Source organism: Halocatena marina, from assembly GCF_023276375.1.
Taxonomy (GTDB): Archaea; Halobacteriota; Halobacteria; order Halobacteriales; family Haloarculaceae; genus Halocatena; species Halocatena marina.
Map to the genome: position 1 here is coordinate 1,753,393 of NZ_JALLPK010000001.1, position 20,008 is coordinate 1,773,400.

Annotated in this window: 18 protein-coding genes and 1 pseudogene; 9 read left to right on the forward strand and 10 right to left on the reverse strand. The window is 54.8% G+C overall.

What is annotated here, in order from left to right; genetic code table 11:
* Positions 1 to 14: 14 nt before the first annotated feature.
* A complete protein-coding gene (locus tag MW898_RS07935) occupies positions 15 to 3,698 on the reverse strand; it encodes a PAS domain S-box protein (RefSeq protein ID WP_248906044.1) in 3,684 nt (1,227 codons plus the stop codon).
* A gap of 348 nt (positions 3,699 to 4,046) precedes the next feature.
* Between MW898_RS07935 and MW898_RS07940 the strand changes: the two genes are divergently transcribed.
* Positions 4,047 to 4,817 carry an ATP-grasp domain-containing protein gene (locus tag MW898_RS07940; RefSeq protein ID WP_248906045.1) on the forward strand — a complete coding sequence of 257 codons (771 nt, stop codon included), beginning with the start codon at positions 4,047 to 4,049 and terminating at the stop codon, positions 4,815 to 4,817.
* Between the two features lie 174 nt (positions 4,818 to 4,991).
* A complete protein-coding gene (locus MW898_RS07945; RefSeq protein ID WP_248906046.1) occupies positions 4,992 to 6,257 on the forward strand; it encodes an ABC transporter substrate-binding protein in 1,266 nt (421 codons plus the stop codon).
* A 221-nt stretch (positions 6,258 to 6,478) separates the two neighbouring features.
* Here MW898_RS07945 and MW898_RS07950 read toward each other — a convergent pair whose 3' ends face one another.
* The 5 genes from MW898_RS07950 to MW898_RS07970 form a co-directional block, all read right to left on the reverse strand.
* Entirely contained in the window at positions 6,479 to 7,276 is a 798-nt protein-coding gene (locus MW898_RS07950; protein ID WP_248906047.1) for an ABC transporter ATP-binding protein, read from the reverse strand.
* 3 nt (positions 7,277 to 7,279) lie between these two features.
* Positions 7,280 to 8,239 carry an ABC transporter ATP-binding protein gene (locus MW898_RS07955; protein WP_248906048.1) on the reverse strand — a complete coding sequence of 320 codons (960 nt, stop codon included), beginning with the start codon at positions 8,237 to 8,239 and terminating at the stop codon, positions 7,280 to 7,282.
* Positions 8,236 to 9,927, reverse strand: coding sequence for a branched-chain amino acid ABC transporter permease (locus MW898_RS07960; protein WP_248906049.1), 1,692 nt, complete (start codon positions 9,925 to 9,927; stop codon positions 8,236 to 8,238). Before MW898_RS07960 ends, MW898_RS07955 begins: the two co-directional genes overlap by 4 nt.
* Before the next feature lies 1 nt (position 9,928).
* Entirely contained in the window at positions 9,929 to 11,398 is a 1,470-nt protein-coding gene (locus tag MW898_RS07965) for a branched-chain amino acid ABC transporter permease (protein WP_248906050.1), read from the reverse strand.
* Positions 11,399 to 11,918: 520 nt separating this feature from the next.
* The gene (locus tag MW898_RS07970) at positions 11,919 to 12,839 is read right to left on the reverse strand and encodes a ketopantoate reductase family protein (RefSeq protein ID WP_248906051.1); all 921 of its coding nucleotides are present in this window, start codon (positions 12,837 to 12,839) and stop codon (positions 11,919 to 11,921) included.
* 352 nt (positions 12,840 to 13,191) lie between these two features.
* Here MW898_RS07970 and MW898_RS07975 point away from each other — a divergent pair, with 352 nt between their 5' ends.
* The 4 genes and pseudogenes from MW898_RS07975 to MW898_RS07990 all read left to right on the forward strand — a co-directional run bounded on the left by MW898_RS07975 (position 13,192) and on the right by MW898_RS07990 (position 14,599).
* Positions 13,192 to 13,446 carry an ABC transporter substrate-binding protein gene (locus tag MW898_RS07975; RefSeq protein ID WP_309242239.1) on the forward strand — a complete coding sequence of 85 codons (255 nt, stop codon included), beginning with the start codon at positions 13,192 to 13,194 and terminating at the stop codon, positions 13,444 to 13,446.
* Positions 13,443 to 13,913: an ABC transporter permease subunit gene (locus MW898_RS07980; protein ID WP_248906053.1), complete on the forward strand. Its 471-nt coding sequence runs from the start codon at positions 13,443 to 13,445 to the stop codon at positions 13,911 to 13,913. Before MW898_RS07975 ends, MW898_RS07980 begins: the two co-directional genes overlap by 4 nt.
* Positions 13,882 to 14,320, forward strand: a pseudogene (locus tag MW898_RS07985) (ATP-binding cassette domain-containing protein); the annotation flags it as partial. The gene MW898_RS07980 and the pseudogene MW898_RS07985, both read left to right, overlap by 32 nt.
* 132 nt (positions 14,321 to 14,452) lie before the next feature.
* Positions 14,453 to 14,599, forward strand: coding sequence for an ATP-binding cassette domain-containing protein (locus MW898_RS07990; protein ID WP_248906055.1), 147 nt, complete (start codon positions 14,453 to 14,455; stop codon positions 14,597 to 14,599).
* Between the two features lie 358 nt (positions 14,600 to 14,957).
* Here MW898_RS07990 and MW898_RS07995 read toward each other — a convergent pair whose 3' ends face one another.
* Positions 14,958 to 15,632, reverse strand: coding sequence for a helix-turn-helix domain-containing protein (locus MW898_RS07995; RefSeq protein WP_248906056.1), 675 nt, complete (start codon positions 15,630 to 15,632; stop codon positions 14,958 to 14,960).
* Positions 15,633 to 15,818: 186 nt separating this feature from the next.
* On the opposite strand from MW898_RS07995, the gene MW898_RS08000 reads away from it, so the two are divergent.
* From MW898_RS08000 to MW898_RS08010, 3 genes are all read left to right on the forward strand, one after another.
* Complete coding sequence (locus MW898_RS08000) at positions 15,819 to 16,151, forward strand: DUF7344 domain-containing protein (RefSeq protein ID WP_248906057.1); 333 nt, start codon at positions 15,819 to 15,821, stop codon at positions 16,149 to 16,151.
* Between the two features lie 196 nt (positions 16,152 to 16,347).
* Positions 16,348 to 16,998, forward strand: coding sequence for a helix-turn-helix domain-containing protein (locus tag MW898_RS08005; RefSeq protein ID WP_248906058.1), 651 nt, complete (start codon positions 16,348 to 16,350; stop codon positions 16,996 to 16,998).
* 165 nt (positions 16,999 to 17,163) lie between these two features.
* Entirely contained in the window at positions 17,164 to 17,604 is a 441-nt protein-coding gene (locus MW898_RS08010; protein WP_248906060.1) for a HalOD1 output domain-containing protein, read from the forward strand.
* A 148-nt stretch (positions 17,605 to 17,752) separates the two neighbouring features.
* On the opposite strand, the gene MW898_RS08015 is transcribed toward MW898_RS08010, so the two are convergent.
* The 3 genes from MW898_RS08015 to MW898_RS08025 all read right to left on the reverse strand — a co-directional run bounded on the left by MW898_RS08015 (position 17,753) and on the right by MW898_RS08025 (position 19,895).
* Positions 17,753 to 18,094: an AzlD domain-containing protein gene (locus MW898_RS08015; RefSeq protein ID WP_248906062.1), complete on the reverse strand. Its 342-nt coding sequence runs from the start codon at positions 18,092 to 18,094 to the stop codon at positions 17,753 to 17,755.
* Positions 18,091 to 18,888: an AzlC family ABC transporter permease gene (locus tag MW898_RS08020; RefSeq protein ID WP_248906064.1), complete on the reverse strand. Its 798-nt coding sequence runs from the start codon at positions 18,886 to 18,888 to the stop codon at positions 18,091 to 18,093. The genes MW898_RS08015 and MW898_RS08020 overlap by 4 nt, the downstream gene beginning before the upstream one ends.
* Positions 18,889 to 19,274: 386 nt before the next feature.
* Positions 19,275 to 19,895 carry an N-acetylmuramoyl-L-alanine amidase gene (locus MW898_RS08025; RefSeq protein WP_248906066.1) on the reverse strand — a complete coding sequence of 207 codons (621 nt, stop codon included), beginning with the start codon at positions 19,893 to 19,895 and terminating at the stop codon, positions 19,275 to 19,277.
* Positions 19,896 to 20,008 lie beyond the last annotated feature (113 nt).

A 20,008-nucleotide genomic window follows, 5' to 3' on the forward strand; every position in this document is an offset into this window, starting at 1 on the left:
AGGTTGACATAATGCTAGGTGTTGGCAAATACCACATCCATAAGCTTTTTCTCAGCTTTTCGAAGATGTTGATGAAAAGTCGAAGAACTGATATCGAGAGAATCGGCGACATCTCCACCAGAGCTTTCGCGGGGCCAATCAAAGAATCCAGAGTAGCATGCTGCTTCGAGTACGGTTCGCTGACGATCTGTGAGCGAATCTTCGACCACGGTCCGGAACTCTCCCGGTGGGAGCTGCTGGCGATTCACATACTGTTGGCCGGCAAACTCCATATCAGGGTACATTTTCTTTACCGCCTCAGTCACTGCACGCACGTTAGCTGTCTCCGGAAGTTCGCCGACGACTCGCAACTCGTCGTCTATGATCTCGATGACTTTTGTTCGACCGTCGAACATTGCGAAAATTGATGCCACTGTCTCGCCAGTCGTCTGTATCTCAACACGGACGTAATCATCATCCTCAAAGAGGACACGAATGTTTGTCACTGCTGGAAGCTCTTTATTGAGCTCGATACACTGGTCGGCGGTGAGTCCTTCGATCGTGTAATAGTAAAGGAATCCGTCGTCACCGACGGGGATAGCCCGATCAATCGAGAGGTCGATGTCACCATCAGCCTTCGAAATGAACGGCTCAGCCAACGCTGCAGACCGATATTCGACTTCGATACCACGATCTGCCAGTAACGATTTCCCCCGTTCAATCGCAGTGATTGCGTGGCCAACGATCTCCGCGAGTTGCCGAATAATTACTTTCTCAATCTCACCGACGATCGACGAGCGCTTCGTATAGAGGGTTAAGACGCCGTAACATCTGCCTTCGTAGGCGACTGGAACTGCAATGACCGAATAATCTTGTGATCCACTCACCTCACACCATCGTTCGCAAACTGGGTCCCCTGAAACCGTGTGAGAGAGTTGTAACGAGTTCGTGTTCAGGGATCGCGTGATCGGGCTCTGCGTTGGATCGTCCATATCGAGTGAGACAGGAGTCTCAGCCAGCTCCTCGGATAATCCTGATGCTGAATGGACTGTAATTTCCTGACCACTTCGAGTAGTGTGACCGATCCAGGCGAAATCGTACACATTTGACGCTGCAAGGCGCTCACAGACACCTTGCTCCATCTGATTCCGTGTAGACTGTTCCAGCACGAGATCGCTAACGTTCAATGCGACTGCCTGAAGGTGATTGAGTGCTGCAAGCTCCTGTCGTTGTTGTTCAAGCTGCTGTTCTTGTTTCTTGCGCTCGGAAATATCCCGAACGACGCCAACGCGCTCGTTGGTATCGTCCCCAGGCAGGAGTGAAAACGTTGCCTCCGCCGTGATTGATTCACCGTCGGCTCGCAGGAGATCGGCTTCAATCTTCGGTCTGTTGTGCGTACCATCCTTCATCGCACGTTCAATCTCCCCAGCAGTGGCGACGGTTGATTCGGAAACCACCATCGAAACGTGTTCGCCGAGCAGTTCCTCGCGGTCGTAACCGACCATCTCAGCGTATCCCTCGTTGACCATCGTAAACCGACGATCGTCGTCGATAATGTATACACCGTCGTCGATCGTTTCGAAGATCGTTTCGTACTGCTCAAGTTCGAGTTCGCGCTCTTTGCGTTTGGTGATATCGCGGACGACACCGACTCGTTCGTGGCTATCGTCGCCCGGTAAGAGCGAGAACGTCGCCTCCGCCGTGATCGATTCACCGTCGGCACGCTGGAGATTGGCTTCGACCTTCGGCCCGTCCTTCCCCATCTTCATCTCCTGTGCGGCTCCTTCAGCAGTGGTAATGACCGTCTCGTCGGCCACCAACGAGACGTGTTCACCGAGCAACTCCTCGCGGTCATAGCCCATCATCTTGGCGTATGCCTCATTGACCATCGTAAAGCACTTCTCGTCGTCGACAACGTAGACGCCGTCGTTGACCGTCTCGACGATCCGCTCGTACTGCTCAAGCTGGCGCTCTCGCTGTTTTCGTTCGGTGATATCGTTGATAACAACCTGTGCAGCCGGCTGTCCCTCGTGAATGATCGGTATCCCGGTGAGGACAGTGTGCTTTATCCGGCCGTTTGTGTCGATGACCTCCGTTTCTTTCGGCGGAGTAGCTTTTCGCTCCGCAATGATCTGTCGCATCCGTTCGGCCGCTTCGGGACGGTCGTCTGGATGGACGAAATCGATGGCAGACTTGCCGATGACCTCATCGGCTGTATCGACTGCAAACCGGTCGGTGGCCGCGTCGTTCATATACGCGATCGATCCGTCTGCAGTGTAGATGACAATCGGTGCAGGCGAGGATTCGATGAGACGACGATACTGATTGCGCTGTTCCCGTAGTTCCCGTTCTTGTTCGATGCGGTCGGTCATATCCCGGACAACGCCGGTCGTTCCGTGATATGTATCGTCATCGGAGCGGATCGTGAATCGGTTCTCCACAGGGATCTGCTCTCCGTCGGGGGTGTAGTGATACGTTGCGGTGGTCGCAACCTTGCGCTCTCCCGTACGTAACTCTTGAATCAGTTCCGCAGAATATGATGTCTCTTCGTCATCGATTACCAGAGAAACAGGCGCATCGAGTAGTTCATCACGCGAGTAACCGGTCAACTCACAGTAGGCCTCGTTGACCATCGTAAACCGACGATCGGCGTCGGTCATATACACTCCATCGCGGACGTTCTCGACAACAGTCCGATAATCTTCGAGCTCGCGCTCGCGCTCTTTGCGTTTGGTGATGTCCTGTGCCATCATCATCCCAGCAAACACCGAGCCAGTCTCGTCTTCCACCGGAAGTGCCCACGCTTTGAAGATACGATCCTCCAATTCGATCTCGAACGTCCGTTTTTCGCCCGCCAACGCAGCGCGACAGTGTTTTTCGAGACGCTCTTTGGCGTTCGATGCCGTTTCGCCGACGTGTCGCCCTTCGAGAGACGTATCAGTGTCTTCGTAGACTGACCCCGCAACGAGCGTATACCGGAGGTCGTGGTCGAACAAGGAAACAACACCGTTCGGAAAATGCTCTGCAAGTGTCCGATAGCGTCGTTCGGACTTCTCGAGTTTTCGTTCGCGCTCTTTGCGCTCACTCATATCGACCAATGTCCCGAGGATCGCTGACTCGCCCTCGTACTCAATGAGATCTCCGTGGATTTCGACATCGACGACAGTACCGTCTGCGTGCTTTCCCCGACCTTCGTACCGGATAACGTCGATTTCGCCGTGCTCACGCTGTCGAACGTACTCGGCGACGAGGTCTCGTTCCTCCTCTGCCACAAAGTCAAGCACCGGTTGTCCGATCGCTTCGTCCTGAGTGTAGCCAAGAATGTCAGTAAATGTTGGGTTGACGTACTTCACCACTCCATCTTGAATGATACAGATCCCCACGAGATTTTGCTCGACGAGGCGTTCATACCGTAGATTAGTCGTTTGTGAATCGTCTTCGAGCCACTGTTGTTCGCTCCGATTGAACGTTGACGGTTCGGGAGGTCCTATCAAAGTAGACCGTGGTTGCCACCAGACTCGTGCGCTGGAACCAACTTTCTTCGTCCTGAGCGCACCTCGATCGGCGAGTGTTTCGAGTCGTTTGTATACGGTCCGACGGGGACAATCGAGAGCGTCGGCAATCTCTGGTGAGGTGAGAGGCTCATTCGGATGAGTAGTCTGCTCAAAGACAGCGAGTGTTTCAGCATAGATACCTGTATGAGTGTGTGATGATGACATGCATACTCCGTGGGCATCGAGAGAGAAAACTGTTCCGTCGGCGGCACCTATGACGTGCCCGACACGAATTGATTAGTCAAGCAATTTGATAGCAAATCAATCGCTCACTGGTCGGATACTTGCATCTGAACTTACGAAGAGAGAGTTGCAACTGAGTGATATCGGCTGTATCGAAGGTCTTCGCGCGGATACGACTGCCACGGAGTAGTCCGTGATGGGAGCAAATACTGACACACAGTCTGATCGATCACGATTTTTCCGCTCACCTCACGATATCCATCATCATTTGTGTATATTCAACACAATATTAGTAGTAATTGCTATATATTCCTATGGTCTTGTGATCGCATGGTGACGATTGCCCTCTCCTATCCGTCACAGGGAGCAAATCCCTTGAAAACCGACGTGTTTGCCGATCTCACCACGTGGGCGGATGTGCGGTGGTTGGACCCACAGATCGATCATCCCGACTTGGTGAATGAGCGGATCGATCTGTATCATATGGCCCGCCAGCAACCCGCGTCGCTTCGTGACTTAGGTCGCGCCTGTCGGGCAGGGATTCCGACAATTAATCCGTACGAAGGGGTTGTTCTGCTCGCCGATCGATTCGCCTGCACGCGCCAGTTGGCCGAGATAGGAATCCGCGTTCCCGAGTCACAGTACGGACGAGCGACCGAAATCGAGCTCGAACCACCAGTGATCGTCAAATCCCGCTACGAGATAGGATCAGGAGATCACGAGATACTGCGTTTTGACGACGATCCCGACTTCACTGGCCAGCAGTTCGTTCAGAAGTATGTGCCTCACACGAGAGAGATCAAGCTCCACTGTGCAGGTGAAGCCGTTCGGGCAGTCGCTATCGATCCCACTCACGACAGGTGCCGAGAGTGTGCAGTGACGCCACAGCTCAGATCGGTTGCCGAACGGATCCGCCAGCTGATGGGCATGGAGCTGTTCGAAGTTGATCTCGTCGGCGATGATGCGCTCTTCGTCGTTGATGTCAACCCAGCGATTAGTCTTCGTGGTGTAGTCGATGGAAAAGCGGTGTACGAAACGCTTCTTTCTCAACCGCTTCGTGATCGGTCTGTCGAAGGATCGCTCACTCATGCAAGCAGCTGATATTAGTGATACGTTAGTCATAGCACGCTGCTTTGGTTTTTGGCCTACGCGGCAATTCCACGAATCGATCGCCAGAACAACACGAGTTCCTCGACACTCACAGTAGTATGACCAGACCGAACGTGTTTGTCAGAGCAAAAGTGTTATAACCCCCGCTACTAACGACGCAGTTGTATGGCAGATAGGCACACACAATCACGGCGTGGCTATTTAAAAGCGGTTGGAGTTGCGAGTGCGATCGGCCTCACTGGGCTTTCAGGCTGTGTTGACCGACTCACAGGAAGCGGTGGTAGTGGTCCCATCAACTTCGGATCAATCCTTCCCATTACTGGTGACCTCTCTGATTTCGGTTCAGGGATGCAGAAAGGAGTCAATCTCGCAGTCGAGGATATGAACGACGCAGGTGGGCCGCTTGGGCGTACCGTCGAACATTCGGGGAAGGACTCCGAGACAGACGCCCAGAAGGCGAAGAACAAGTACGAAACACTCGTGAGTGAGAACGAGATTGTCGGCTTCGTTGGGGCAGCGTCCTCCGGTGTCTCTGTTCCGCTGGCAAAGACCATTGCGAGTGATCAAGTAATGCAGGTCAGTCCAGCATCCACGAGTCCTGTACTAAAGAATCTTGGATTCGGTGACCCAGACGACACGAAGTATTTCGCTCGCACCGCGCCGAATGACTCCCAGCAGGGTATCATCATGGGGATGGCGATGAACGAGTTCGTCAATGCCAAGTCGGCCGCATTCCTCCACGTCAACAACGCCTACGGGGAAGGACTGGCGAAGAAAGCACAGGAGAACTTCAACGGAGAGACGCTCCAGCTGGTCCCCTACAGTTCGAAAACCTCCGACTATACGTCGACGCTCGATAAGCTGTTCAAGGGCAACCCGGACGCGGTCGGGTTCGTCGGCTACCCAGAGTCCGGCCGCTCCATCCTCCAAACGTGGAAAGGTGGGGGCTACGGGGGGAACTGGGTCCTCAGCGAGGGACTCAACTCGACGGAGTTCTTCGGCAAGATTCCGGACATCGTGAATGGAATGTACGTCTCCTCACCCGACCCCGAGTCAACCAAAGGTGCAGACAAGTTCAAGAAGGCGTTCGGAGGCGAACCCAAAGTCTTCTCGCCACACTCCTACGACGCTGCGTTCCTCATGGGACTCGCTATTCACAAGGCGGGCGAGGCGTCGGGAACTGCGATCGCACAGAACATTCAGTCGATCTCTCGACCCGACGGCGAAACAGTCACTGTCGGTGAGTTCGACAAAGCGAAGAAAGCGCTGGATGAGGACAAAGCCATCAACTACGCAGGCGCATCCAGTCCAGTTGATCTGAACAAGAATCTCGAACCACTCAACCGATTTGCAATCCTCCAGGTCGAGAATAATGCGACTGTGAAGTCGGTCAAGACGGTTCCGCGATCGTTCTTCGAAGGAAAAGTCTAACCCAATCCACAGCTGACGACATCTTCGGTGCTTGGTTCTGATTACCGATACACAGTTTTCGACTGCACGTGAGATGACCGGTACTCTTCACAAACCAACAGAGATCATACCACGAAGAAAGCGCGACGGGAACGAGACACGAATTCGGAAGCGATGCAGTGCAGTGCAGTGCAGTGCAGTGCGGTGCAGTATGATGTTCTTGGTGGGTAACGGAGTGGGTGTTACGACTTGGAGCCGGTTGCTTGGCTTTCCTCGGGTCCATCGTCATCGACACTGGCATTGTCTTCGTCTTCGTCATTGCCACTGTCACCGCCGCCTCCACCAAGATACAGTTCGGCCACCTCCTCGTTTCCGAGGAGCGCTTCACCGGTGTCCTCGAAGCGATTTTCTCCCATTTCAAGCACATAGCCGCGGTCGGCACGGCTGAGTGCCTTGCGAGCGTTCTGCTCGACCATGAGGACGGCAGTGCCGGACTCGTTGATAGCATCGATCTTATCGAACACCTCATCAACGAGGTCGGGAGCCAGTCCCGCAGAGGGTTCATCGACGAATAATAGGCCGGGGTCGACCATCAGCGCCCGACCCATCGCAAGCATCTGTCGCTGTCCCCCCGAAAGGCTTCCAGCACGCTGATTCTTACGCTCATCGAGGACAGGAAACTGGTCGTACACCTCGTTGAGAGTTTCCTGTGGAACGGAGTCGAGGATGTACGCGCCCATTTCGAGATTCTCCTCGACAGTGAGGTTCGGGAAGACGTTCTCGGTCTGTGGAACGTACACCATTCCCTTGCGCGTGATTTCGTCCGGACGGTTCGCGGTGATGTCTTCTCCGTCGTACGTGACAGAGCCTTCCCAGCACGGAATGAGACCGAAGATGGCCTTCATCGCTGTGGATTTGCCAGCGCCATTCGGACCGATGATGCAGACGATCTCATTCTCGTTGACGTCGATCGAGACACCATGCAGAATCTCGGCATCGCCGTACCCGCTGACGATATCACGGGCTTCGAGTAGTACCATCTGTCATCCCCCCAAGTACGCGTCGATAACGCGCTCATCTGACTGCACTTCGTCCGGCGATCCTTGCATCAACTTCTTGCCTTCGCTCATGACAATAACTGTATCAGAGAGGTTCATGATGACTTCCATGTCGTGTTCGACGATGAGAAACGTGTATCCATCGGCTCTGAGGTCGCGGATACGTTTGATGAGTTTTTGTGTCAGGGTTGGGTTGACGCCAGCAACGGGTTCGTCGAGGAGAATGAGATCAGGCTCCATCATGAGCACACGGCCCAACTCGACGAGTTTGCGCTGCCCGCCACTCAAGTTCCCCGCCTCTTCGTTGGCAAGGTGATCGATTTCGAGGAACTCAAGCATCTGGTAGGTCTCCTGCTGGAGATCCGACTCCTCTTTCGCAACGGCTCCTTGTCTGAACCAAGCGTTCAGGAGGTTCTCGCCCGACTGTTCTTTCTTTGCGAGCATCAAATTTTCGAGGACAGTCATCCCCTTTAGCTCACGAGTGATCTGAAACGTCCGGACCAATCCCTCGTTCGCCAGGCGGAACGGACGAGTGTAGGTGTGCTCTGAGGCTTCCTTGTAGCGCTCCTGTCCGGCGTAGACAGCAGCACCGATGCCAGCACCAACAGCAGTTGCACCGGCGAGCATCGGAGTCGCCAGTCCGTAGTAGGCAGCGCCCGATAAGGCAATCCCACCGAACGTCATTCCAGACGCACCGTACCAGATATTCTTCTCTTCGCTGCTTGGCTGCATTATCTCCTGCGTGTCGGTGCCTCGATAGCTGATGACGCCACCATCGGGTTCGTAGAACCCACTGATGAGGTTGAACGTCGTCGTTTTGCCGGCACCGTTTGGGCCGATGAGACCAGTAACGGTCCCTTCTTCGACATCGAACGACGCCCCATCAACAGCGGTGACGCCGCCGAACGACTTGCGCAGTTCGTCGACATTCAGTAGTGCGGTCATTCTGAATCCACCTCGATTGTTCGGTGTTCCTCACCCCAGATACCCTCCGGTCGGTAGTAGAGGATGACGATGAGAAGCGCACCGATAATAACGAGCCGAAGCGCCCGAATCGATGACCCAGCAGCTGCTGGGAAGAACTCCGCGAGATCAGACGTCGCCCGGGAGAAACTCCAGAAGATGACCGACCCGAGAATCGCCCCCCGGTTGTTCGCCGTGCCACCGATGATGACCATCAGCAGGACGAAGAACGTCACGTCCATGCGGAAGATAGACCACGTCAGCGACTGGAACTGAATCGCGGTGAGGCCTCCTGCAAATCCTGCAATAGCGCTCCCGACTGCCATACTTTGTACCTTGTAGGTGAACGTGTTCTTACCAAGCGCCGTAGCGACGTCCTCGTCCTCACGAATCGCTTTCAGAACACGACCGAACGGCGACTGTACCGCCGTTTCCGAGAGATAGTACATCAGTCCGAGCGTTGAGAACACCATCACGAGTAGGAAGCGGTCGTACTCGATGACAATGCCGAGACTCTGATGGAACTGCAGCATCCAGATCAGGTTCTGGAACGTGCTGAGGATTGCACTCCCCACACCGCCATTCTGTAACGGTGAGATGAGCGACACCCCGAAGTACCGGACGATGAACAGCCAAACAGCGCCGATTCCGACGATCGTGACCACGTTGACATTATCCGATCCGTATCGGTCCCAGTTCCGGCTAAGGTACACTAATCCGTAGACGTACGCCGCGAGGAGTACAACGGTCAGCAGCATCCCGATGGCGCTGGTCATCTCATTCTGGTCGTTCCCGAGAACAATGAGTGGGGCGAGTGAGACGAAGAACAGCACCGTCAGTGCAAGTCCGTAGAGTGCGTCAGATGCGGTCGCTTCGGAAAAGTAGCGTCGAACGCTGACGTACGCGTACACCCACGTGAACAGCGAGAATGTGCCGACGAACACCAGGGCAATGAGTTCGTTGATTGCAGCCGGCGTCACAACCGTCGCAACCGTTGCGATGACGCCAGCGAGGAACCCAGCAATGAGCACATTGACCATCTGATTGTCCGCCTTGTGGGCGCGTCGACCGAAGAAGTAGCCCACACCGAGTGTGGTTAGTGCGAACGTGCCGTTCGCGATCATCCTTCGAGCACTGTCGAATTTCGTGATGCTCGGTAGACGAGCGAGCGCGTACGTTGCTGCCATCCAGAACAGCGCCACCAAGACGCCAAACACGATTGCAGAACCCAACGTCTCCCCGGGTACCGGGAAGAGGTTGTTCAATGGACGCTCGAATCCGGCCAGCGCGCGTGGGCCATTGGCCAACCAGCGCTCCGACCGAAACAGCTGCTGGACGATATATGCCATCCCGAGCAGCGTGATAGCGAGGTAGTCCTCACGGAGCCTGATAGCCGGAAGGGAGACGAGTGCTCCAATGACTCCAGCGAACAGCGATGCGAGTACGATTGCGACGATCCACGGCAGTCCAAGGCCGAGGATGTACTGTTGTCCGGGCGACGTTGGCGGCAACACCAGCAGGGCGGTCATATACCCACCGAGCAAGTAGAACGCCACGTGGCCGATTTCGAGGAGGCCAGTGTACCCGAACTTGATGTTCATTCCCAGCGCCAAGATAGCGAAGATACCAACCGAGATTCCGAACGCAACGAGACTTCCGGAAATCGCCATGTCAGTTCCCCCCCACGATGCCTTCCGGCTTGACGAGCAGTACGATGAACAGTACGACGAAAGCGATCGGGACGCGGTAGTTGTTCCCCACTGGGAGGACGGTGAATCCGACATCCATCGCCAGTCCCACGACGTAACTACCGATGATAACGCCGTAGATAGAGCGAATGCCCCCGAGAATGACAGCGGCGAACATCGGCAACAGCAGGAAAAAGCCGATATTGACTTGCACGCGTGCGAGCGTCAGACCGAGGAGAACGCCCGCAATGCCCGCGAACACGCCTGCGATGATCCACGTCGCCATCATCACGCGATCAGTGTTGATGCCGGTTACCTTTGCAAGACTCAGGTTGTCCGATGAGGCCCGCATTGCTGTCCCGAGCTTTGTTTCCTGTAACAGGACGTGAAGCGACGCCATCATCAACAGCGCGATGAGAACAATGAACATCTTCAACGGGAAGACGCGAAATCGGGTCGCGTAAACGAAGTCAGCAGCAGTCTGTGGAACAGTCCGACTCCCAGCAAGGAGCCATCCAAGAACGATCAGTGAGACGACGAACGTGATAACGCCTGCGAGTTTCGGACCAATCGTTTGTGCCTCCGTGTAACCACCAGCCATACGCTTGCGGTAGACGAATGCGCCAACGGTGAGTCCAATGACCAACAGCGAAAGCACCACGATGACCGGCCACGAGTAGCCGACGGTGAACACGGGGACGCTGTTGAGACCCTCCTCTGCGGTCGGACCAGAGTCACGAAGCTGTAAGATGAGCCCAGAGGCCGTAACGTAGAAGTCGAAAAACTTCGCAGCGGTCACGTACACAGCAGACCCAAAGATCTCCGAGACCGGGGGCAGCGCGAAGTTGCGAGATCCCCCACCGTAAATTGCCTGCGTCCCGAACCTGAGTATGAATGAAACACCAAGCGAAACGATGAGCATCGTCGCGAGTTCCGCATCTTTATCGCGGAATTTTCGGTAGATGATCTTCTCGGTCAACGGTGCGATAACACCGACGAGAACGGCTGCCAGCAAGAGTCCTGCCCAAATGGACGGGACACCGACAGCGACGGTGGCCCCAACAACCGTGGCCAGCAGTAGATGCACCACGAATGCGACGCCCGCTGGCGGCTGCTTTGGCCACCACGAACCACGCAATGCACTCCGTCCACCGAGGAGATACAGTATCGCGAGCACACCGAGCCCGCCCAGCAGAAACAGCACGACGAATCCCCCGATACCGACGGAGCGTTGTCCAGTCGCCAGCGCCCCGAAGAGCGGCACTGAGCCGGGCTTGTTCACGAACAGCGCGATGAACGCTCCAACCATCAGTAGCTCACCGTGTGCGAAGTTGGGAACTTCTGCGATACTATACACCAGCGCTAATCCGATTGCACCCATCGCGATGATGCTTCCAGTCACGATACCAGTCAGTACTGCGTTAGGTATGCCAGTGGGTGGCGAAACTATCATACCACCCCTCCGGCTACCGATCGTTTGTCAATACCCACCATGTTATATAGTACCTTTCCCAGATCCTATTTGTGTGTTACGATTAATCACAGTGTATTTGAGAAGACACGCATCGGAGTGTTCGTTTGTCAGTCCGAATCGTGATTGGGACGCCGAATCGATACCTGATCGGGCACACGCCTCGTTCTGGGATGTCTACAGCATCAGCGACACAGAGTGCATCTCTGGACACGCATAGTACGAGTGCCGGCATCCTCTCTTCGAAACCTCGTAGCCCCACCGTATAGCTACGAAAGCCGAACAACACAATCAGCAACCCAGTCACATCACATCACATCACATCACATCACATCACATCGTTCTACGAGACGGCTCAACAGTACTGCCAATGCTCCGCTCTATTTGACGATAAGATCTCTGTAGTTCCGTTGTGTGATTCCACCGTCTGAAGCTAGCTTTCGCTGTGGAGTAGAGTCGGCAGAATCAATCAATGATCTCGAAACGCGAGACCAGAGTAGTGCTAAGGTAGTTCGTCCGATCGCTCGGCCAATCGGACGAGGTCGGCCATCGTTCGGTTGATCGGAACCTCGATGTCGTGCTGGTCTGCCAATCGGACGATTTCACCGTTCAGTCGCTCGATCTCGGTCTGTCGTCCCGCCTCGATATCTTGGCGCATCGAGGACGTATTCGCGCCAGTTGCTTCAGCGACCGCCTTGACGTGTGAAACGATGTCCTCACGGACGGTTCGTCCCTCGCTGCGTGCGACTGCAATCGCCTCGGTGACGGCGGCTTGCAGCAGTCGTGTGCCTGGTTTGGTGTCTGCGAGACGCCCGTTCTGTACGCGCGAAAGCGCTGTGCTGGCGTTAATTCCGACGTTGACAAGCACTTTTTCCCAGACGGCGTCTCGGATGTCGTCTGTGACTTCGGTGTCGATACCAGCACGGCTGAACGCCTCTGCAATGTACTCGACGGTCGGATCGTTCTCATCGAAATACCGACCGATAGACGTCGAACCAACGCCAGCGTGGCTGATGTGACCGGGAGCTTCTAACGTTGAACCGTGAGCTGTGACACCGGCGATGATCTGCGTTTCGGAGACGAACTCAGCGATGGTTTCAGGATTACCGAGTCCGTTCTGGAGTGTTAGAACGTCGGCAGTGTCCAGTATCGGTTCGGCATCCGCAAGGGCTGTCTTCGTGTCGGTGCTCTTTACGAAGACGACCACAAGATCAACCGGAGCGGCTGCGTCGGGGTCGGAAACAGCGGGAACATCGACTGTCCGTTCAGTTCCGTTGAGTTCGGTGATCGTCAATCCGCTCTCGTTGATTGTGTGGACGTGTTTTTCCCACACGTCGATCAGTGTCACGTCGTGACCGTCTGCCGAGAGAAGACCACCAAACAACGACCCCATCGCCCCGCTTCCAAGAATTGCGATATCCATCTTGGTCGAAACTAGCGGATTCGAACGGTTGTAAGTATCTATTGTACACGTTTTATGTTCAAACGATCTAATTGAGTACCAACATGGTACTCATTGGCAGTCGGGGGTTCCTCGGTGCTGTCGGGATGGTCTCAGCCGGTGTGCTAGCTGGATGTACAACTGATAGTAATGATAGCGCGGAATCGATCACAGGGAACCACAACACACAGTCACAGCCCGGTGGAACCGGAGGAGGGGGTCGGGCATTCCCATTGGTGTGTTGCTTCCATTTGCCGATGAGTACTCGTAGGGCGGCGCAAACGTCTTTCCGGTTGCGAAAATGACCGTTCATCAGATCAATCAAGGAAATTGAATAGACGGACAATCAATAACGTTGGTCAAAGGCGACACCGAGGCCACGGTTGCCGCCAGCGTCACAGCGGCACGCAAACGCATCAACGACGAAAATGTTCGGGCGTTCATCGGTCCGACCAACCTCACATTCACTGGCGTCAAAGATCTCATCGTAGAAAATAACGTCCCTGTTGTCACCCCGACAGCTGGAACGACCGAGTTAGACAGCGTCGGTGGGAACCACATCTTCCGCACCGTCTCGAACGATTCGTGAACGCTCCATTCGGACGGGTGCTCAAGGGCGTCCGTGAGGACGAGCAGGCGGCACAGATGCTCGGAAAGCAAACGACGCTCGTAAAATTGCAGTTGTTCGTCATCGGCGGTGCTATTGCAGGGTTGGCCGGTGCAGTGTACGCTCACTACGTCGGAAGCGTCGTAACAGGACAGTTCGTCCCGCTCGTGACCTTCCTCGTGTGGATGGCACTGCTCCTTGGAGGGGCCGCGTCGAACAAAGGCGCGATCGTCGGCGCGTTCTTGCTCATCGCGTTCCGAAAATCGACGCGATTCCTTCCCGAAATTGAGGGCCATCCGTCGTTGATCCCGAGCCTTCGCTTCGTGGTTATTGGTCTGTTGCTCGTGTTGGTCGTTCGCTATCGGCCAGCGGGTTTACTTGGCAATCCGAACGAGATCGTTACGACCAGAGAGAGTGATGACCGTGACCGATCCGTTGCTCACCGTTGATTGGGTCATCAAGACGTTCGGTGGACTGACTGCGATTGATGGCGCAGCGTTCGACGTCTCGGCTGCGTCGATAACCGGACTCATCGGACCAAACGGTGCGAGAAAGACGACGCTGTTCGATGTGGTGACCGGAGTCTACACCCTAGATAGCGGACGGATGCTGTTTCAGGGCGGGGAGATCAGTGGCCAGTCCTCGACGGAGATCGCACGACAGGGCATCGGGCGAACGTTCCAGATGCCACGGCTTTTCGAAGGGATGACCGTGCTGGAGAATATCAGATTTGCAGCCATGAATCAGATGAGTGAGTCGGTGTTGGGCGTGTTCACCAAACCTGAAACCGTCCGGAACGAAGAACGAGCGATCCGAACAGCGCGCAGAGACGCTAAGCGGCGGCGAGTGTCAAATGCTTGCAATGGTGCGGGCGCTAATGCCCAATCCTGCCGTCCTCCTGATCGACGAACCGAGCGCAGGGCTAGCACCACGGCTCATCGACCGAACGTTCGACCACATCGAACGAATTAGACAGACCGGCACCGCCGTGTTAATCGTCGAACAAAACGTCAAAGCCGGGCTACGAATCGCCGACCATGGGTACGTACTCGACATGGGAACGAACCGCTTTGAGGGGACCGCAAGCGAACTTCGAGAGAGTGAAAAGATTCGAGACGCCCACCTCGGTGTGTAACGGCACAGAAACGAATGTTCGTATGAACAGGATGAGCGTCTACTCGCACTCACAAGCTGGATCTGTTTCTTATCTAATATCATTCGATCTCTGTCCGATCGTCATCACGTGTTAGACTGTCCCGATCCAATCGTGTGATGCGCTGTCAGGACGATTCGAAGTTTGGTTGAGAACCATCCATCAGGCAGTTCAGCTGCTTTGGGGATTGCTCCATACATCCAGAACAAAGGACTGGTTCCTTCTTGAAGTAGTGTGAGCCGTTCGAGTTCGATAGCGATGTCTGAATACGCATCGAGAAGCAGACACGGGTATATTTCTCGTGGGATGATGCGCTAGATTCGTGCAGCCGGCGAGAGGTTCATTCATCGCCGATTGGTGGCTCATTACCTCGTTCGAAGAGGGCAGCCCTGAGGAGTGATGCATTACCGCGTCTGAGACGTTGTGAAACTGCTGTGTCCGAGACGCCAATCTCATCAGCGAGGTCAACGAGGTTGATTCGTCTGGGAACATCGAAATATCCCTTTTCGAGCGCCATGACTAGCGTTTCGTGCTGTGCGTCAGTGAGCCCGAACCCGGAGTTGATATCGTTCGGAAGGTGGGGATTGTGGACGCTCTGGACGGTAATCGAAATTCCACGCTTAGAACACAGTCGATAGAAAGCAGCGAGCTCTTTGTGATCGTCGAACCGCAGTTGAATCGTCCAGCTATCGGATTTGCCGACAGCTTTGAGAAAAGCACCGCCGGTTTCGGCTACAACACTGGGGAGTCCCCGCATCTCCGCTGCCCACTCGGCGCGAACGAGAGATTCGCCGTTAGTGGTGTCCACAACTTCAAACGATTTGATATCGGTATCCGCTCGCAACGCGGGTTCGAGATCGTTGACCGTACCGTCTGCGACCCAAAAATAAGGGATAAACGTCTCACCGAGTGGAATAACTCGATCGAGTCGAAGATGAATACTGGACCCACCCGAAAGCGTTTCTCCGAGCGGGAAATCCTCGGCGGAGACGACGATGGTGGTGAGAGAGCTCATCGACGATACTCACACAGGTCTACACACTCCATATACTAAGATTCCAGTGTCACCCTGAGACAAGTTGATCCGACCGCACTCGATACTAATCTACCCGAACGGTCTTCGACGATCGGATAAGAAGTGGTTCCATGTCCAAGGCAAACGATAATGTATCTGTAGAGAGACAACATACGTGAAACGACAATGGCTGGAGGAACCAACACCGGGAGTGAGTATGCCGACGTTGTCTATGCAATATTAGCGGACAGAGAACGGCGAGTCATACTTCAGGGCTTATCCGCACACGGCATGTCGGAGACCGTCTCTGAGCTCGTTCAACGCACTCAAAGTGATGGAACCAGCGGCCGCGATGATCAAGCGTTTCGCATTCGTCTTCACCACCAACATCTGCCAAAGATGACTGATGAGGGCATCGTGGAATACGATCACGACGACGGGAGCATTACCCTTACATCGAAAGGCCAGCAAGTGGAAGCAGTCAGGAGACGGACCGCCAAGCTGCTTGAGAGCGAGTGAATCGGCCTCAGTGATTGGATCCTACTCACTACCGGTTAACAACGATCAGGCAGAAAAACTCACAAATTAATAGACGAATCTAATATCGGTCTTCTCTCTTTGAGCCATTCGACTTCGTACATCAAGTAGACACCGGGCCAGAATCGAGGGTTGCAACGCAACCCTGCAACTCAAATGGTGTACGAAGGACTGAATCATGGTCGCCACAATCACCGATATCCGCGTGCCTGCGGACGCATTTCCGCTCGGGCGTATCTTACAATCTCATCCACAAGTCGAGATTGAACTCGAACGCCTTGTTCCGACACGAGAGGAAATCATCCCGTTATTCTGGGTGGAAAGCGAGAACGAGGCAGCGGTCGAGGAGACGCTTGCCGATGATCCTCTCGTAGAGGAGATCGTCGAACTCACTCGAACACCTGCTCGCCTCCTCTATTCGGTCACGTGGAGTCCCGATGTCGATGCACTCGTTCGAGTGTTCGTCGATCTCGACATCGACGTACTGAACGCCAGAGGAACAGCCAACATTTGGAGATTTCGCCTTCAGTTTTGGGAACGGGAGCAACTGAGCCAATTTCAGCGACGGTGCCACGAAAAAGATCTCCCATTCGAACTCTTGCGGGTGTACAACCCGAAGACGCCACCCGAAGCGGGACCACTCACAGTCGAACAGAAGGACGCCCTCGTCACGGCGTACGAAGGTGGCTATTGGGACATTCCTCGTAAAATCAATCAGCGCGAACTAGCGGAGCGTGTCGGCGTCAGCGACAACTCGATGTCACAACGACTGCGACGCGGTGCAAAGATCGCTGTTGCAGAACTACTGTACGGGAACGATAGACAGTAACCCCACTACGAACGCTGGTCGGTCTTAGATGGTTTCCAGCCGAAAACAAAATGAGACTGAATCAGAATCAGCTACCGGCAGATCGAGTGTTTGCACTTGCGACTCTTATAAACACCCTCAACAGTGAGAGCAGGAGACAGACAACTAACGGGCTAAATGCTATCTATGGACATGGATAGATACCACACGATTCTCCGTTGTACTGGTGATACGTCCCTCTCTAGTACCATCATTGAGGCGATTGCGGCGATCGATCGAGTTGAACCAAACGAGATGGAACCGATCTACTCTGCCATCGATCCCGACGCGTTAGAGCAACTCGTCGAGTCACTTCGGCGTTCGTCCCACCAGAAAGGAGACGAACGTGCCGAATTCACGTTTGACGGGTACCGGGTCACAGTGTTGTCGAGTGGTGAGATCGAGATTCGACAGCACACGACTGAGACCCGTGGTGAACCGACTGACGAGATGGCGTTCCATCTCGCACTCACGCACCTTCTCCAAACGGCGACGGCGAATGGCGTCGATATCGAAGGGGGATGGGGGTGTCGAAACAAGTCCGATTCCAAATGGGGTGTCGAAATCTACGGTGTCAAAGAGCGGTGACGATCACATGCGACCGGAACAAGAGCACTGCTGCTCTCCAGGAGGATACACCATCGAACCTGCTTGGTAGCGATCGTGCTGGGCTACGCGAGATCACGTGAGACGCCAGATTAGATTCGATCGGATCAACTCAGTTCAAAGTACGGTGCTACAATACGAGCTGCAAGCCCCACAGCGCAAGCATTCCGATGCCGATCGTCGGGAGAACTCGCTTCGTTCGCCATGCGACGAGCGTCGCAATTGCCCCGGCGAGTACTTTCTCGTGCTCGAACACTAGCCCGAGGGACGGTCCCAGTGAGAGCGAGATAATTGCCGGGACGATGAGAGCTGCCAGTGCCGCCGGCGGAACGAACCGGAGCACGCCCTCGATCCAGACCGGTACGTCGTCCAGCCGTCCAAACAGAATAATGAACGAGAGTCGGAGGGCATACGTGCCGATCCCGACGATGAAGAACACCAGCCAAATCGTCATCGGATCGTATCCAGTCATTGAGTCGATCCCATCTCGTCATCAGCATCTGATTCGCTGTCACGGGTGAATTCATCGCTCCGTGTGCTTGTCGGGAATGAGCCGTGTCGGCGTCCGACTGCGACACCGGCGGTGATGCCACCGAGTGTTGCGACCACGAGTCCAAGATCGAACGGAAGTACCCCAGCAATAACGCTGAGTGCTCCTGCAACGATCGCCGCGAGGATGGTGGGTCGATCTTCGAGTGCAGGAAACAACAACGCGATGAACGTGAGCGGCACAGCGAATTCGAGTGAGAGCCCGCTCGGAATCTGTGCGCCAGCGACAACTCCGACGATTGTCCCAAGCTGCCATGTACCCCAGAGAGTGATTGCTGCACCGAGGTAGAACCATTTTCGAGTGCTCGGTGTGTAGTCTTTCGCTCGAAATTCAGTGAGTGAAACCGCATACGTCTGGTCGGTGAGACCGTAGGCACAAAGCCACTTCCACGGCCCACTGAGCCGTTGGAAGTAAGGCGCGATTGACGCGCTGTACATCACGTGACGGAGGTTGATGATGATTGCTGTCACAACGACCACAGCAACTGGGGCGGTGTTCCCGATGAGATCAATAGCCGCGAGTTGGGATGCTCCAGCAAAGACGATGGCAGACATAGCAATCGCTTGAAGGGGCGGAATACCGGCATTCACTGCTGTCACGCCCGTGATGAGGCCAAACGGGATGATTCCCAGAAGGATGGGTATCACGGTGCGTGCGCCAGTCAGAAACGCATTCCGGACGGACGTATCGTTGGTCTGAGACTCCATCTGAGACATTGATTAGAGACTAGCGCGTGACGTTTATATCGTCGGCTTTGTGTCTCGATAAGTGTCATACTAGAAATGAGAAACCCGATAACGCGTGCATTGGGTTTGCATCACATCAAGTACATCCCGATCACCGTTTCTGATGTCAACGACGACCGTGCAGAGAGATGCGAATTCGATAGCTGGTTTCGGCCTTATGTGTTGAGTCAGTGCTTCCAATCGGGTTGTCTGGGGCGGTTGTCCGATGGCCTGCGTGCATTGTGAGGGTGAAATCTCTTTGATCGAAGAGTCCGGAGACGAACGGTACCGAACGAAAGCAGACCCCTCGTGCGATGTGTCTCGCCACGGAGGGATGCACGTCCGGGGGCAGCTGTTTCAACGTTGGCCAGCCAACGCTAGATGAGGCTCATGTAGTAGTTCCAGTCCCAGTTCGAGCCCGGATCAGTATGGTCATTCCAGCCACAGTCGGACTCGGGTACCTGATGATGGCCCATAATACCGCTCTCTCCACCACACGATGCGACACCAGAGACGCGGCTCTTCGGGATGTTGTATTCGTTACACAGCCAGCGGACGAGTTCAGCAGAGCTCTGATACTGTGCATCGGGGAAACCGCTGCTCACGTAGCCACCGTGCTCAATGCCGATCGTGGCGTCGTTGTACCACGAAACACCACCAGCGTGCCACCCGATATTGATGTCACTGAGTGACTGGTATTTGTAGCCGTCATCCCGGATCGTGTAGTGGGCACTGACGTTGGCATCCGGATTCTGGAACCAGTTGACGGTCCCTTCGGCAGATCCCTGTGCGACGTGGATGACGATAGCGTCGATCTCTGCTGCGCCACGGTTCGCAGCAGTGTAGTTGCTCGAATGAGCCGGCTCCCAATCAACCGATGGCTTCGCTTCCGCGCTGGTGCTCGATAGCGTAACTCCGCTGAGACCGATCGCGCTTACCGTTCCCATCTGTTTCAGTACGTCTCGCCGGGTTGGACCTGCATGCTTATCTTCTTGCATGACAACTGTGATTAGAATGCACCTCTACTTTATGATACCTCCTGACATCTACGACACGGCACATCACACTGACGTGATTCTTGGCATTCAATGAGAGTGTTGTGTTCGGACTA

Excerpts from the sequence above, each read along its gene's own strand:
- MW898_RS07935 (WP_248906044.1), bottom strand. The coding sequence starts at position 3,698 with ATGTCATCATCACACACTCATACAGGTATCTATGCTGAAACACTCGCT.
- MW898_RS07940 (WP_248906045.1), top strand. The coding sequence starts at position 4,047 with ATGGTGACGATTGCCCTCTCCTATCCGTCACAGGGAGCAAATCCCTTG.
- MW898_RS07945 (WP_248906046.1), top strand. The coding sequence starts at position 4,992 with ATGGCAGATAGGCACACACAATCACGGCGTGGCTATTTAAAAGCGGTT.
- MW898_RS07950 (WP_248906047.1), bottom strand. The coding sequence starts at position 7,276 with ATGGTACTACTCGAAGCCCGTGATATCGTCAGCGGGTACGGCGATGCC.
- MW898_RS07955 (WP_248906048.1), bottom strand. The coding sequence starts at position 8,239 with ATGACCGCACTACTGAATGTCGACGAACTGCGCAAGTCGTTCGGCGGC.
- MW898_RS07960 (WP_248906049.1), bottom strand. The coding sequence starts at position 9,927 with ATGGCGATTTCCGGAAGTCTCGTTGCGTTCGGAATCTCGGTTGGTATC.
- MW898_RS07965 (WP_248906050.1), bottom strand. The coding sequence starts at position 11,398 with ATGATAGTTTCGCCACCCACTGGCATACCTAACGCAGTACTGACTGGT.
- MW898_RS07970 (WP_248906051.1), bottom strand. The coding sequence starts at position 12,839 with ATGGATATCGCAATTCTTGGAAGCGGGGCGATGGGGTCGTTGTTTGGT.
- MW898_RS07995 (WP_248906056.1), bottom strand. The coding sequence starts at position 15,632 with ATGAGCTCTCTCACCACCATCGTCGTCTCCGCCGAGGATTTCCCGCTC.
- MW898_RS08000 (WP_248906057.1), top strand. The coding sequence starts at position 15,819 with ATGGCTGGAGGAACCAACACCGGGAGTGAGTATGCCGACGTTGTCTAT.
- MW898_RS08005 (WP_248906058.1), top strand. The coding sequence starts at position 16,348 with ATGGTCGCCACAATCACCGATATCCGCGTGCCTGCGGACGCATTTCCG.
- MW898_RS08010 (WP_248906060.1), top strand. The coding sequence starts at position 17,164 with ATGGACATGGATAGATACCACACGATTCTCCGTTGTACTGGTGATACG.
- MW898_RS08015 (WP_248906062.1), bottom strand. The coding sequence starts at position 18,094 with ATGACTGGATACGATCCGATGACGATTTGGCTGGTGTTCTTCATCGTC.
- MW898_RS08020 (WP_248906064.1), bottom strand. The coding sequence starts at position 18,888 with ATGTCTCAGATGGAGTCTCAGACCAACGATACGTCCGTCCGGAATGCG.
- MW898_RS08025 (WP_248906066.1), bottom strand. The coding sequence starts at position 19,895 with ATGCAAGAAGATAAGCATGCAGGTCCAACCCGGCGAGACGTACTGAAA.